We start from the raw sequence: 15,407 nt of genomic DNA on the forward strand, positions 1-15,407 counted from the left end.
AGACCCCCACCACAGCCCATCCGCGGGTCACACCCCGACGGGCACCTTCTCCTCCTCCTGCCGCCGCTCGGCGGCGCGGGCGGCCAGCCGACGCTCCCGCTCCTGGGCGCCGATCAGGTCGTCCGGCAGCGAGTCCGGCACCTCGACGTCGAAGCGCCGCAGCATCCGGATCGCGAACCCGCCGAGCGTGACGAGCACCAGCGCCGCGCCGAAGCAGACGTACGCGAAGCCGATGCCGCGGCCCGCGCCGGTGCCGATCACCGCGCCCACCGAGTCGGCCAGCGCGCCGCCCGGGGCGAGCATCGGCTCGAACAGGCCCGTCGCCGCCGGGGCGAGCACGGCGAACCCGATCGGCAGGGTCGACCAGGAGATGGTCTGGTTCAGGCTGAACACCCGGCCGTGGTACCGCTGCGGCACCTTGACCTGGACGATCGTGGCGTAGATCGACTGGGCCGTGGTCATCGACATGGCGAGCCAGAACGCGCCGACGCAGATCATCGCCACCGAGGCGTCCAGGCCGATGACGACGCAGCCCACCGCCGTGCCCAGGTTGCCGATCAGTACGCCGATCATCCGCCGGTTGCGCGGGCCGCCCCACAGGGACATCAGCACGCCGCCGGCCACCGCGCCGAGCGCCTCGGCCAGGGCCACCTGCGCCACCTGCGTGGCGGTGGCGAACGACAGCACCAGCGGCGTGGTGAGCACCAGCGCCGGCGCCAGGAAGACGTTGCCGAGGGCGAAGTAGCCCAGCATCAGCCGGAAACCGCGGTGCTGCCACGAGTAGCGCAGACCGTTGGCGATCGCCACCAGCAGCCGCTCCCGCGGCCGCCACCCGAGCAGGTCGGGGAAGCGGACCACGGCCAGGGTCAGGATCGCCACCACGTAGCTGGCCACGTCCAGCAGCAGGATGCCCTTGAGTTCGATCGCGGCCAGCAGGCCGGCGGCGAACACGGGCATCAGCAGCATGGCGAAGCCGTTGGTGAGCTGGGTGACGCCCATCGCGTGGCCCAGGTAGCGCTTGGGCACCAGCTGGGGCACCGCCGACTGGAACGCGATGCGCTGGAACGACCCGGCGACCTGACTCAGCGCCACCAGGGCGTAGATCATCCACAGCCGCAGGTTGTCCGTCCAGAGCAGCCCGGCCAGCAGGAGCTGGATCGAGCCGGCGCTGGAGCTGGCGATCATCATGATCTTCCGCCGGCTGACCCGGTCGGTGATCGCGCCCGCGACCGGCAGCATCAGCACGCCGCAGATCAGGGCCAGGCCCCAGAGCAGGCCCAGGTTCGCCACCGAGCCGGTCTGGGTGAACAGCCAGATCGGCAGGGCGAACGCGGTGAGCGCCGAGCCGGTGGTGGAGACGAGCTGGCCGAGGGTCACCGCGACGAACCGGGCCATGCTCGGCTTCACCACGGCTTTCTCCGCCGCGCGGGCCTCGCCGACGCGCTGGTGGTCGGCGACCACCCAGCCGGCGTCCTCGCCGCGGGCCTGCGCCGTCAGCATGGAGACGTCGTCGGCGCGCACCGCCGGGTGGGTCTCCGTGACGATCTCGGCCAGCTCGTCGGCCCGGTACTTGAGGAAGAAGTGCCCGGCCTGGTCGAGGACGACCAGCCCGAGGGTGTCGCTGAGGAACTGCCACTCGGCGTACCGCTCGGTGTAGTAGTCCGTCACCGGGTCCTCGGAGCCGACCACGGAGACGATGGGTGCGTTCAGCTTGGTCGCCCCGGTGTCCAGCAGGTTGGTGAAGTACTCCTCCGAGTTGCGGGAGTCGGCCCGCATGTTGCTGATGATCCGGTCCGCCTGCTCCGGGTCCAGCTCGTCGGTGTCGACGCCCATCGACTTGAGCCAGCTCGCGTAGTGCTTGTTGCTGCGCAGCTGCTCCAGGCGGTTGCGGGCGGTCGCGTACAGGCCCTTCGGCCGGGCGAACGGGAACATCGCGCCGATGTACAGCGCCTCCAGTTCCCGGCCGGCCGCCTCGACCTTGCGGGCCACCTCGGCGACGATCGCGCTGCCGACGCCGCAGTGGCCGTAGAGCACGAGCGGGCCCTCGATCCGCTCGACGATCTCGTCGGCGACCCGGCGGGTCAGCTCCTCGAACGGCAGCCCCTCCTCGCTCAGCCCCACGTCGTGGCCGGGGATGGCCAGCGAGTACAGGGCGTTGCCGGCGGGCAGGGCGTCCGCGAGCGGCTGGTAGACGATCGCGCTGCCGCCGCCGTACGGGACGCAGACGTACGTGCGGACGCGCTGGCCGGCCGGGATCGGCTTGGTCAGCTCGTACAGCAGCCGGCGCGGGCCGTCGTCGGCGGCGTCGCCGGACATGAACGCGGCCAGCTCGCGGATGGTCCGCTGCTGGAACAGGTCCATCACGCCGACGGGCCGGCCCCCGTGCTCCGCCTTGCGGATCTTCGCCACCACCTGGGTGGCGAGCATCGAGTGCCCGCCCAGGTCGAAGAAGTCGTCGTCGATGCCGAGCGTGTCGACGCCCAGCACCTCCGACCAGATCCCCGCCAGCAGCCGCTCGGTGTCGTCGCGCGGCTCGACCAGCGCCACCGACGCCTCCCGGGTCACCACCGGGGCGGGCAGCGCCCTGCGGTCGAGCTTGCCGTTCGGGCTCAGCGGCAGCGCGTCCAGGGTGACGAACGCGGTCGGCACCATGTACTCGGGCAGGCTCTCCTTCAGCGCCGCCTTCAGCGCGGCGTGCTCGGCCTCGCCGACGACGTACGCGGTGAGCCGCTTGTCGCCCGGGGTGTCCTCGCGGACGATCACCGCCGCCTCGGTCACCGCCGGCTGCTCGCGCAGGGCGCTCTCGATCTCGCCCAGCTCGATGCGCAGGCCGCGCAGCTTCACCTGGTGGTCGATCCGGCCGAGGAACTCGATGACCCCGGCGGGCCGCCCGTCGGCCGCCGCGCCGCCGGCGGTGCCGGACGGCTCGACGCGCCAGCGGGCCAGGTCGCCGGTGCGGTACAGCCGGGCGCCGGGCTCGCCGGAGAACGGGTCGGGCAGGAACCGCTCGGCGGTCAGCGCCGGCCGGCGGTGGTAGCCGCGGGCCAGCCCGACGCCGCCGATGTGCAGCTCGCCCGCGACGCCGACCGGGCACTCGTTGCCGGCCGGGTCGAGCACGTGCAGCCGCAGATTGGCGATCGGCCCGCCGATCGGCACGCTGGTCAGCCCGGCCAGCCGGGCCGGGTCGCAGTGCCAGGCGCTGACGTCGATCGCCGCCTCGGTCGGGCCGTACAGGTTGTGCAGCTCGCACCAGGGCAGCCGGGCGGTGAACTCCGTCGCCGAGGCCAGCGGCAGTTCCTCGCCGGAGCAGATCACCCGGCGCAGCGCCGTGGCCGCCTCGACGCCGTCCTCGCCGAGGAACACCGTCAGCATCGACGGGACGAAGTGGGCGGTGGTGATCCGCTCGGCGACCAGCAGGTCCCGCAGGTACGCGGCGTCCTTGTGGCCGCCGGGCTTCGCCAGGACCAGCCGGGCGCCCTCGCGCAGCGGCCAGAAGAACTCCCACACCGACACGTCGAAGCTGGCCGGGGTCTTCTGCAGCACGGCGTCGTCGGCGGCCAGCCGGTACGTCTTCTGCTTCCAGTCCAGCCGGTTGACGATGCCCCGGTGGGTGTTGGGCACGCCCTTGGGCCGGCCCGTGGAGCCGGAGGTGTAGATGACGTACGCGAGGTTGGCCGGGCCGGCCGTCGGCGCCGGGTCGTCGGTGGGCTGGTCGACCCAGACCGCCTCGTCGTCGAGGGCGAGCACGGTCGCGCCGGTGTCCGGCAGCACGTCGCGCAGGTGCCGCTGCACGAGCACGACGGGAGCGTCCGCGTCGGTGACCATGAACGCCAGCCGGTCGGCCGGGTACTCCGGGTCCAGCGGCAGGTACGCGCCGCCGGCCTTGAGCACGCCGAGCAGGCCGGCGACCAGCTCCACGGAGCGCTCCGCGCAGACCCCGACCAGGGTCTCCGGGCCCACCCCGGCGGCGCGCAGCCGGTGGGCGACCCGGTTCGCGGCGGCGTTCAGCTCGGCGTACGTCACCGAGCGGCCCTCGAAGGTGACCGCCACCGCGTCCGGGGTGGCGGCGGCCCGCTCCTCGAACGGGCCGTGCAGGGTCTGCCCGGTCGGGAAGTCGGCCGTGGTGTCGTTCCAGCCCGCCAGCAGCTCCCGCTCGCCCGGGGCCACCAGCGGCAGCGCCGAGACCGGGGTGTCCGGGGCGGCGACGACCGCCCGCAGCAGGGCAATCCAGCGCTCGGCGATCCGCTCGACGGTGGCCCGGGTGAACAGGTCGGTGTTGAAGACCAGCTTGCCCCACAGTCCGTGGGCGGTCTCCACGGCGTGCAGCTCGAAGTCGAACCGGGTGGCCCGCAGCTCCATGGGGTTCCACTGGAAGCGGACCTCGGCCGAGTCGGAGACCCCGGTGAACCGGCCCATCTCGTAGTTCTGCAGCACGAACATGGCCTGGAAGACCGGGGACCGGCTGACGTCGCGGGGCAGGCCCAGCTCGTGGACGACCTTCGCGAACGGCACCTCGGCGTGTTCGAAGCCGTCCAGCACGCTGCGCCGGGTGCGCTCCAGCAACTCGGTGAACGTCGGGTCCCCGGCCAGCTCGGCGCGCAGCGGCAGCATGTTGATGAACATGCCGACCAGGTTCTCCAGCTCGGGGGCGGACCGGCCGGCCACGGACGCGCCGACGGCGAAGTCGTCCTGGCCGGAGTGCCGGGCCAGCAGCACCTGGTACGCGGCGAGCAGCGTCATGAACAGCGTGGCCCCGGTGGCGCGGGTGAGCGCGTTGAGCCGCTCGGTGTCCGCCGGGTCGAGGGTGAACTCGACGAAGTCGCCCCGGTAGGTCTGGGTGGCCGGGCGGGGCGCGTCGAGCGGCAGCTCCAGCGGGGTGCTGCCGGCCAGCCGCTGCTTCCACCAGTCCAGGTGCCCCCGGGCCGCGGGCCCGTCCAGCTCCCGCGCCTCCCAGACGGCGAAGTCGCCGTACTGCACGGGCAGGGCGGGCGGCTCGCCGCCGTGGTAGTAGGTGATCAGGTCGCGCAGCAGCACGTCCACCGACCAGCCGTCGCCGACGATGTGGTGCTGGCCGAGGAACAGCACGTGGTCGTCGTCGGCCAGCCGGATCAGCAGGGCGCGCAACAGGGGCCCGGTGGCCAGGTCGAACGGCTCCGCCGCGGCGGCCTCGACCAGCGCCTGCGCCGCCCGCTCGTCGGCGGCCCCGGTGACGGTCAGCGGCACCTCGACGGCGTCCTCGACGACCACCGTCGGCCGGCCGTCGGCGTCGGCCGGGAACCGGGTGCGCAGCGACTCGTGCCGCCGGGTCAGGGCGGCCAGCGCGCCGCGCAGCGCCCCCACGTCCAGCGGGCCGCGCACCCGCAGCGGCACCGGGATGTGGTACGCCGCCTCGCCCGGAGCGATCTGGTCCATGAACCAGACCCGCTCCTGGGCGTACGACAGCGGCACCTCGGCGCCCTCGGGCCGGGGTGTGACCCGGGCGGCCGGGGCGGCGGTCTGGCGTCTGCGCAGCCGCTTGGCGATCAGCGCCTGCCGGGCCGCCTCCCGGGCCGGATCCCTCAGGTCGGTCATTCGGTGCTTCCCTCTTCCGTCGCCAGCAGCTCGGCGACCTCGGCGTCGGAGAGCTCGTCGAGTTCCGCGGCGATCAGGCTCTCGATCTGGGCGGCCAGGTCCGCCACCACAGGGCTGCCGAACAGCGCCCGCATGGGCAGGTCGACGTCCACCTCGGCCCGGATGCGGGCCATCGCCCGCATGCCGCGCAGCGAGTTGCCGCCGAGGGCGAAGAAGTCGTCCAGCGCGCCGACCTTCTCCACGCCGAGGATCTCGGCGTACACCTCGGCCACGAGGACCTCGGCGTCGGTGCGCGGGGCGACGTAGGCGTCCTCCTCGACGACCGCGCCGGCCGGGGCCGGCAGCGCGGCCCGGTCGAGCTTGCCGTTCGGGGTCAGCGGCAGCGCGTCCAGCCGGACGTACGCGGCCGGCACGAGGTGCGCGGGCAGCTCCCGGGCCAGCGCGGCGCCCAGCGTCGCGGTGTCGGCGTCGCCGACCAGGTAGCCGACCAGCGTCGGCTCCCCCGAGTCGGTGCGGACGACGACGGCCGCCTCGCGCACCCCGGGCCGGGCCAGCAGCGCCGACTCGATCTCGCCCAGCTCGATCCGCATGCCGCGCACCTTGACCTGGTCGTCGCGGCGGCCCAGGTACTCCAGCGTCCCGTCGGCCCGCCACCGGGCCAGGTCGCCGGTGCGGTACATCCGCTGCCCGGCCGGCCCGTACGGGCAGGGCAGGAAGCGCTCGGCGGTCAGGCCGGGCCGGCGCAGGTAGCCGCGGGCGAGCTGGTCGCCGGCGACATACAGCTCGCCGACCACGCCCGGCGGCACGGGCTGGAGGGCCGCGTCGAGCAGCAGCGCCCGGGTGTTCCAGGTGGGCCGGCCGATGGAGACGGGCCCGGCCGCCAGCTCCTCCCCCGGCGCGATCCGGGCGGCGACGCAGCCGACGGTCGCCTCGGTCGGGCCGTACTCGTTGACCACCGCGACGCCCGGGTTGGCCGCCCGCCACTCGGCGAGCTGCTCGCCGGTCAGCGCCTCGCCGCCGATGACCAGGTCGACGGTCGGCGACAGCGCCTCCTCCAGCAGCGGCAGATGGCTGGGGGTGACCTTGAGGAACGCCGGCCGGCCGCCGGCCCGGGCGCCCGGGTCGTCGATCGCGGCGAGCCGGACGGTGCCGCCGGCGGTGAGCGGCCCGAGCAGCCCGGTGACGGTCAGGTCGAACGACACCGGCGAGTGCAGCAGCGCCGCCCCGGCCAGCCCCGGGTAGGTGGCCCGCGCCCAGGCCAGGTACGCGGTCACCGAGCGGTGCTCCACCACCACGCCCTTCGGCCGGCCGGTGGAGCCGGAGGTGTACAGCACGTAGGCCGGGTGCTCGGGGCGCAGCGGGGCGAGCCGGTCGGCGTCGGTCAGGTCGGCCGCGTCGAGGTCGGCGGCGGTGAGCGGGTCGAGCACCAGCGCGTCGCCCGGCACCAGGCCGGCGGTGTCGGCGGTGGCCAGGACCAGCGCCGGCTCGGCGTCCTCCAGCAGGTACGCGACGCGCGCGGCCGGGTAGCCGGTGTCCACCGGCACGTACGCCGCGCCGGACTTGAGCACGGCCAGGATCGCCACCAGCAGGTCGACGGAGCGGGGCAGCGCCAGGGCGACCCGGGTCTCCGGGCCGGCGCCCCGGGCCACCAGCAGCCGGGCCAGCCGGTTCGCGGCGGCGTTCAGCTCGGCGTACGTCAGCTCGGCGCCCTCGCAGACCAGCGCGGTGGCCTGCGGCGTGGCGGCGGCCTGCCGCTGCACCTCGGCGACGATCGTGCCGGCCGGCCGGTCGTGGGCCGTGTCGTTCCAGGTCGCGAGGACGAGCTGCCGCTCGGCGTCGTCGAGCAGCGGCAGCTCGGACACCCGCCGGCCCGGGTCGGCGGCCGCGGCGGCGAGCAGCCGGACGTACCGGGCGACGACCGCCTCGGCGGTGGCCCGGTCGAACAGGTCGGTGCGGTAGACCAGCCGGCTCTCCCCGGCGGTGACGTCGAAGGCCAGGTCGTCCTTGGTGGTGCCCAGGGCCACCGCGTCCAGGCCGGAGTCGGGGATGAAGTTCAGCGCGGTCTGGAAGATCGGCTGCACGGACGGGTCGCGCTGCGGCGCGACCGCCTCGACGATCTTCTGGAACGGCGTCTGCCCGTGCTCCATCGCGTCGACCAGCCCGCCGCGTACCCGGCCGAGCAGCTCGGCCACGGTCGGGTCGCCGGACAGGTCGCAGCGCAGCGCCACCGGGTTGACGAACATGCCGATCAGCGGGGTCACCTCGGGGGTGTCCCGGCCGGCGGTGGAGACCCCGACGACCACGGTCTCGTCGCCGGAGATCCGCGACAGCAGGGCGGCGAACGCGGTCAGCAGCACCATGTACGGGGTGGCGGCCGACGCGGCGGCGAGCTGGCCGACCCGGTCGAGCAGCCCGTCCGGCAGGTCGAAGCGCACCTCGTCGCCGGCGAAGCCGAGCCGCGCCGGGCGGGGCCGGTCCATCGGCAGGCCGGTGACGGCCGGCGCGCCGGCCAGGTGCGCCTTCCAGAAGCCGAGCTGCCGGTCCAGCTCCGCGCCGGCGAGCTGGTCGCGCTGCCAGGCGGCGAAGTCGGCGTACTGGATGGGCAGCTCGGGCACGTCGGCGGGCGCGCCGGTCAGCGCGGCCCGGGCGAACGCGTCAAGCTCCCTGCCGAACAGCACCGCCGAGTGGCTGTCGTAGACGGCGTGGTGCACCACGAACACCAGCGCCCAGGCCTCGGCCAGCCGGACCAGGCGGGCCCGCCACAGCGGCGGGGCGTCCAGCGGGATGGGGGTGCGCGCCAGCTCGGTGCTCAGGGCGTCGAGCCGGGCGCGCCACTCGTGTTCGGGCAGCCCGGACAGGTCGTCGGCGGGCAGCCGGACCGGCTCGTGCTCCCGGACGACCTGCGCCAGGGCACCGTCGTCCATCCGCAGGTGGGTGCGCAGCGCCTCGTGCCGGGCGAGGACCTGGTTGACCACCCCGGTGACCGCGTCGGCGTCCAGCCCGGCGGGGAACGCCGACACGTAGGTGATGTTGTAGACGGGCGAGTCGGTGTCGAGCTGGTTGGCGATCCACACCCGTTCCTGGGCGTACGAGGCTGGGAAGGTCCACTCCCGGGTCATGAGGTCGCCTCCCGTACCGAGCGTGGGCGCATGTCGGTCCAGACGGTGTCGATGTGGGCCAGGCACTCCTCGCGGGTGCCGGCGAAGCCGGTGTCGTGCCAGCCCGCGGGGAGCTCCCGGTCGGCCGACCAGATCGAGTACTGCTCCTCGTCGTTGCGCACGACCAGGAAACGGGTTTCGGCCATCAGATGTCTCCAGTGCTCTCGGGGGTGTGCGGCTCGGCCATCGCGACGGCGATCTTGCGAGGCCCGGTGAACGGCTCCCGGCCGTGCGCGGCGGTCATGTTGTCCACGACCAGCACGTCGTCGCGCTGGTAGTCGAAGCGGACGCTGGCCGCCCGGTACGCGGCCCGCAGGTGCTCCATCACGTCGGTCGGGATCTCCCCGCCGTCGCCGTAGTAGGTGTTCGAGGGCAGCCCCTCGGGGCCGAACATGTCCAGCAGCCCCTCCTGGTAGTCCTTCGGGAGGGTGCTCAGGTGGAAGAACGTGGCGTGGTTGAACCAGCGCGGGGTGTCCGACCCGGCCGCTGGTGCACCACGTCCCGCACCGCCCGGGTACGCAGGCCGTCCTTGCCGACCCACTCCAGCGCGATCCGGTTCGCCGCCGCGTACGCCTCGACCTCGGCCCGGTCGTCGGTGTTGAACACCTCCTGCCAGCGGGTGCCGAAGTCGCCGTGGAAGTTGCGCACCAGCATCCACCGGCGGCGGACGAACTCCTCCCGCACGGCCGGGTCGATCAGCTCGTACACCCGGCGGACGTCGGCCAGCGGCGTCGCGCCCTGCGTCTCCGGCGGGCTGACGCACCAGAAGAACAGCGTCAGCGGCCAGCGCGCCTGGTACGAGTTCTCGTTGTGCAGGAAGATCTCCTCGTCCGGCGGGTAGTCGGTCGAGGTGTAGACCCGGCCCTTGATGGAGTGCCGGGGCGAGGACCGCTCGGTGTAGACCAGCGGCTCGCCGGCCAGCGCCCGCACCACCGCGTCGAAGCCGTCCACGCCGCCGACGTCGAAGCCGCGGAACAGCAGCCCGCCGTGCTCGACGAGGCTCGCCCGCAGTTCGGCGCGCCGGGCGTCGATCAGGTCGGTCAACGTCCGGCCGTCGTTCTCGACGACCACCGGCAGTGTGGTGATCGTGTCACTCATCGCTGTGTGCTCCTGTTCCTGTTGCTGAGGCGCGGGCAGCCGCGCCGCTTACGCGCGGGGCAGCCGCGGGATGCTGGTGGTCGGGGCCGGAGCCGGGGACTCGTCGGCGGCGGCGGCCTCGGCGCGCAGTTCCTCGATCCGGGCGGCCAGCCGGCGACGGTCGGCGTCTCGAACAGGCTGCGCATCGGCAGCCGCACGCCGGTCGCCTTGCGCATCGCCGCGATCAGCTGCACCGCCACCAGCGAGTTGCCGCCGAGGGCGAAGAAGTCGTCGTCCACGCCGACGACCGGCACCCCGAGCCCGTCGCGCCAGACCTGCGCGATGACGGCCTCCAGCTCCGTACGCGGGGCCGCCGAGCCGCCCGCGGCGGCGGTCTGCGCCGACACCGCCGGGTCGGTTTCCGACTCCAGGGTCTCGGTGGTGACCCGGGCGGCGCGCCGCCGGATGTCCGCCACCGACCGGGTGGTGATCACCACCTGGGCGCCGAGCCCGGCGGTGAGGCTGCGGCGGAACGCCTCAGCCCCGTCCACCGGCCGGATGTCCTCGCTGGGGCCTCGGCGGCCGCGGGGGTGGCCTCCGCCGGGGCGGCGTCGGCGGCGAGCCCGCCGGTCACCGCGGAGGAGTCCACCCGGCGCAGCACGAAGTCGCTGATCGCGACCAGTTCCCGGCCCTCGGTGTCCAGCAGGGACAGGTCGGCGGAGACCACCTCGTCGGTGCCGCCGTCGCGGTGGCGCAGGTGGCTGAGGAACACCGCCGGCAGCGCCCGCCGCACCACGATCCGCCCGTACGACAGCGGCAGGTAGGTGCCGGAGCCCTGTCCCCGGCCGAACGCGGTCGCCACGTCCAGCAGCGCCGGGTGCAGCCCCCAGGCGCCCAGGTCGCCGGCGGCCTCGGCGGGCGCCTCGACGCGGGCCAGCTCCTCGCCCTCGGCGAGGTGGTGTTCCCGCAGCGAGTTCCAGCGCGGGCCGAAGGTCAGCATGCTGGTGCGGCCCCGGCCGAAGGACGAGTCGTCGTCGACCCGGCGGGACCGGCCCGCCACGTCGGCGACGTCCCGGGGCGCCGGCGCCGGCTCGGCGGTCCAGCCGGCGCTGCCGCGTACGTGGGTGCGCAGCTGCCCGGCGGCGAGGCTCTGCACCACGAAGTCGTGCGTGCCGTCCTCGGCGGCGGTCAGCGTCACCCGGTACTGGGCGACCGAGCCGTCCGGGACCGCGAACGGCTCCAGGAAGGCCACGTCGCACAGCTCCACCGCGGCGTCCGGGCCGGGCGCGGGGACCGCGGCGGCCACGGCGGCCCGCACCGACTCCAGGTGGGCGGTGCCCGGCACCACCGGCACCCCGCCGATGCGGTGCTCGTCGAGCACCCAGTGGGTGGCGGCGGAGACCAGGCCGTGCAGCACGGTGCCCTCCGGGCCGACGGCCTTCGTGGTGAGCACCGGGTGGTCGACCGTGGTGGTGACCGTGTCGCGGGTCAGCGCCCGGAAGCCGGCCGGCGCGTTGCTCTCCGCCGCCATGCCGACCTCGGCCCAGCCGCCCCAGTTCTGGGACACCACCGGCGCGTTCCAGCCGGCCCCGGCGCGGGCGTACGCGTCGAGGAAGTTGTTCGCCGCGCAGTAGTCGACCTGGCCGAAGCCGCCGATGACCGCGGTGATCGAGGAGCAGAGCACCACGAAGTCCAGCGGCAGGTCGCCGAAGACCTGGGCCAGGGCGAGGGTGCCGGCGAGCTTCGGGCCGAGCACCTTCTCCGCCTCGGCGCGGTCCTTGACCTCGGCCATGCCGCCGCCCGGGAGGCCGGCGGCGTGCACGATCCCGTCGATCCCGCCGAACTCGGCCTCGGCCGCCTCCCGCACGCGGCGCAGGTCGGCCGGGTCGGTGACGTCGGCGGAGAGCACCAGCACGGACGCGCCGGCCGCCTCCATCCGGCGGATCGCGGCGATGGCCCGGCCCACCCGGTCGGCCCGGTCGGCGCCGTGCACGGCGAGGTGGTCGTCCCACTGCTCGCGCGGCGGCAGGGGCGAGCGGGCCAGCAGCACCAGCTTCGCCCGGGCCCGCCGGGCGAAGTCCTCGGCGAGGGTGATGCCGATGCCGCCGAGGCCGCCGGTGATGACGTACCGGCCGCCCTCACGCAGCGCGCCGGGCTCCCCCTCGGCGTCGACGGTCACCTGCTCGTAGCCGGTCACCCAGCGGCGGCTGCCGCGCAGCGCCACCTCGGCGTGCTCCGCGTCGACCGGGCGGCGCAGCTCGGCGACCAGGGCGTCCACGCCGGTGGCGGCGGGGTCGGCGTCGAGCAGCCGGACGGTCAGGCCGGGCACCTCGACGGGCAGCACCCGGGCCAGGCCGGTGAGGGTGGCGTGCTCGGGCCGGGTCAGGTCCGGGCCGGTCACGTCGCCGACGCCGGCGGTGACCAGCTCCAGGGTCAGCGCCCGCTCCTCGGCGGTGCGGCCGGCCCCGGCCAGCGCCTGCACCAGGTGCAGCGCGCTGAAGAAGCCCCGGTCCTGGGCGGCCCAACCGGCGGCGATGTCCGTGCCGGCCGGCTCGCCATCGAGGGCGAAGGCGTGCACCAGCCGCTCCGGCAGGTCGTCGCCGAGCGCGGCGACCAGGGCGTCGTAGTCGTCGCGGACCCCCGGCCGCAGCCGGAAGCCGCTCTCCGTGGCGGCGAAGGCGTCGCCGGCGCGTACCTCGACCGGTTCGGCGGCGGCGGCGCGCAGGGCCGCGACCAGCGCGTCGCCGCGCGGGCCGTCGGCCAGCACCAGGCAGCGGCCCAGCGGCGCGGTGCGCGGCTCGGGCGCGGCCTGCCGCCACACCGGCACGGAGAACCACTCCGGCAGCGCCCGCGGGCCCGTCTCGGCCGGGGCGGCGGCGACCTGCTCCACCGGGTCCGGGTCGACCCAGTAGCGGCGCCGCTCGAACGGGTACGTCGGCAGCGGCACCCGGCGGGCGTCCGGGTCGGACCCGGTGCGCACGCCGACGCCGGCGCACCACAGCGCCCCGGCGGTGGTCAGCAGGGTGGCCAGGTCGCCGACCGGCTCGCCCGGGCCGGGCAGGCTGCCCAGCGGGACGAGGGCCCGCTGCTGCGGGGAGCCCTTGGCGACCTGCATCCGGGCCAGGTTGGCCAGCTGCCGCCCCGGGCCGCACTCGACCAGCGCCCAGGTGCCCTCGGCGAGCAGGGTGGCCACGCAGTCGCCGAAGCGCACCGGCTGGCGCAGGTGCGCCGCCCAGTACGCCGGGTCGGTGGCCTGCGCGTCGGTGATCCAGGTGCCCGAGACGTTGGACAGGAACGGGATCCGCGGCGCCCGCAGCGGCACCGTCGCCATCAGCGCGGTGAACTCGTCGAGGATCGGGTCCATCATCGGCGAGTGGAAGGCGTGCGAGGTGCGCAGCGCCTTGCTCTTGGCCTTGTGGCTGGTCTTCAGCGCCTCGGCGAACGCGGCGACCGGCTCGGACCCCCCGGCCACCACGCAGGTGCCGGGGCCGTTGACGGTGGCGATGGAGACGCCCTCGGGCAGCAGCCCCGCGACCACCGACTCGTCCAGCGGCACGGCCACCATCGAACCGGCCGGCAGGGACTGCATGAGCCGGCCCCGGGCGGCCACCACCCGCAGCGCGTCGGGCAGGTCGAGCACCCCGGCGACGGTCGCGGCGACGTACTCGCCGATGGAGTGGCCGGCCATGGCCGCCGGCCGGACGCCGGACCGCTGCCAGTGGCTGGCCAGGGCGTACTCGACGACGAACAGGGCGGGCTGGGTGTAGCGGGTCTGGAGCAGCTTCTCCGCCGCCTCCGGGTCCCGGCCGAGGATCAGGTCCCGGATGTCCAGGCCCAGCTCGGGGTGGAGCAGCTCGGCGCACTCGTCGACGACGGCGGCGAAGCCGGGCTCCTCGGCGTACAGCTGCGCGCCCATGCCGGCGTACTGCGAGCCCTGCCCCGAGAAGAGGAAGGCGACCCGGGGGGCGGGGCCGTCGACCACGCCGGCCTGCCGGCGGCGCTTGGTGCGCAGCGCGGCGACCGCGTCGGGCAGGTCGGTGGCGACCACGGCGACCCGGTGCGGGTACTGCTGGCGGCCCACCTGGAGGGTGTGCGCGACGTCGGCGAGGTGCGCGGCGCCGCCGTCGGGGTTGCCGGCCAGGTGCTCGGCGAGCCGCTCCACGGCCGTCTCCAGCGCGGTGTCGCTCTTCGCCGAGACGTGCAGCAGCTGCGCCGGGCGCACCCGCCGGTCCGCCCGGTACGCGGCCGGCGCCTCCTCCAGCACCACGTGGGCGTTCGTGCCGCCGATGCCGAAGGAGCTGACGCCGGCGCGACGGGGCACCCCGTCGGTGTCCCACTTGGTCAGGGCGTTCGCCACGTAGAACGGGGTGTCGGCAAAGTCGATGGCCGGGTTCGGGGTCTCGTAGTTGATGGTCGGCGGGATCAGCCCGTGCTCCATCGCCAGCACCGTCTTGATGACGCTGACGATGCCGGAGGGCTGGCTGAGGTGGCCGATGTTGGACTTGACCGAGCCGATGCCGCACCAGCCCCGGTCGTCGGTGTCCTTCGTGTACACGGCTGACAGGGCGGCGACCTCGATCGGGTCACCCAGGGCGGTGCCGGTGCCGTGCGCCTCGACGTACGTGATGGTGCGCGGGTCGATCCCGGCCATCCCGACGGCCTGGGCGATCGCCTCCGTCTGCCCGTCCACGCTGGGGGCGGTGAAGCCGACCTTGCCGGCGCCGTCGTTGTTGATGGCGTTGCCGAGCACCACCGCGCGGATGTGGTCGCCGTCGGCGACGGCGTCGGAGAGCCGCTTGAGCAGGGTGACGCCCACGCCGCTGCCCCACACGGTGCCGTTCGCGTCGGCGTCGAACGGCCGGCACCGCCCGTCGGGGGAGGTGAAGCCGTCCATGCCGAGGTAGCCGGCGTGCGGCAGCTCGATGTTGACGCCCCCCGCGAGCGCCATGTCGCACTCGCCGTTGCGCAGCGCCTCGACGGCCAGGTGGAACGCGACCAGCGAGGTGGAGCAGGCGGTGTGCACGGTGAGGCTCGGCCCGCGCAGGTCCAGCCGGTACGACACGTTGGTCGCCACGTAGTTTGGCGAGTTGCTGGTGGCGATGGAGACCTGGCTGTGCGGGTTGCCGCCGACCCGCTTGTTGCGCAGCACGTGCCTCTGCAGGTACATGTTGCCGCCGGTGCCGGCGTACACGCCGACCGCCCCGTCGTAGCGGGCCGGGTCGTAGCCGGCGTCCTGCAGCGCCGTGTAGCAGGCCTCCAGGAACAGCCGGTGCTGCGGGTCGGTGAGCTCGGCCTCGCGGGCGGTCATGCCGAACAGGCCGGCGTCGAGCTCGTCGTAGCCGTCGACCAGCGGGGCCTTGTTGACCCAACCCGGGTCGTCGACCTCCTCGGGGCTGACGCCCCGGGCGATCTGCTCCTCCCGGGTCAGCTCGGTGACGGACTCGACGCCGTCGACCAGGTTGCGCCAGAACTGCTGCACGTCGGCCGCGCCGGGCACCCGGGCGGCCAGGCCGACGATCGCGATCGGCTCGATGCCGTCGTCGGCGGGGTTGTCGGATGCGATCGCGTTGTCCATCAGGTCGTCCTTCGTTGCGGAGTGCC

5 protein-coding genes and 1 pseudogene are annotated in these 15,407 nt (G+C 74.7%); all 6 read right to left on the reverse strand.

Annotated elements, in window-relative coordinates:
* Positions 1–27 precede the first annotated feature (27 nt).
* The 6 genes and pseudogenes from JD77_RS00075 to JD77_RS00095 all read right to left on the reverse strand — a co-directional run bounded on the left by JD77_RS00075 (position 28) and on the right by JD77_RS00095 (position 15,381).
* Positions 28–5,571, reverse strand: coding sequence for a non-ribosomal peptide synthetase/MFS transporter (locus JD77_RS00075; protein WP_145772499.1), 5,544 nt, complete (start codon positions 5,569–5,571; stop codon positions 28–30).
* Positions 5,568–8,690, reverse strand: coding sequence for a non-ribosomal peptide synthetase (locus tag JD77_RS00080; RefSeq protein WP_145772500.1), 3,123 nt, complete (start codon positions 8,688–8,690; stop codon positions 5,568–5,570). The genes JD77_RS00075 and JD77_RS00080 overlap by 4 nt, the downstream gene beginning before the upstream one ends.
* On the reverse strand, positions 8,687–8,875 hold the full coding sequence (locus JD77_RS00085; RefSeq protein ID WP_145772501.1) for an MbtH family protein: 189 nt from the start codon (positions 8,873–8,875) through the stop codon (positions 8,687–8,689). Before JD77_RS00085 ends, JD77_RS00080 begins: the two co-directional genes overlap by 4 nt.
* Positions 8,875–9,827: pseudogene (locus tag JD77_RS00090) on the reverse strand (TauD/TfdA family dioxygenase). Before JD77_RS00090 ends, JD77_RS00085 begins: the two are co-directional and overlap by 1 nt.
* Entirely contained in the window at positions 9,824–10,357 is a 534-nt protein-coding gene (locus JD77_RS33150) for a phosphopantetheine-binding protein (protein ID WP_246140457.1), read from the reverse strand. The pseudogene JD77_RS00090 and the gene JD77_RS33150 overlap by 4 nt, the downstream one beginning before the upstream one ends.
* On the reverse strand, positions 10,297–15,381 hold the full coding sequence (locus JD77_RS00095) for a type I polyketide synthase (protein ID WP_246140458.1): 5,085 nt from the start codon (positions 15,379–15,381) through the stop codon (positions 10,297–10,299). The genes JD77_RS33150 and JD77_RS00095 overlap by 61 nt, the downstream gene beginning before the upstream one ends.
* Between the last annotated feature and the right edge of the window lie 26 nt (positions 15,382–15,407).

Source organism: Micromonospora olivasterospora (assembly GCF_007830265.1).
In the GTDB taxonomy this organism is placed as follows: domain Bacteria; phylum Actinomycetota; class Actinomycetes; order Mycobacteriales; family Micromonosporaceae; genus Micromonospora; species Micromonospora olivasterospora.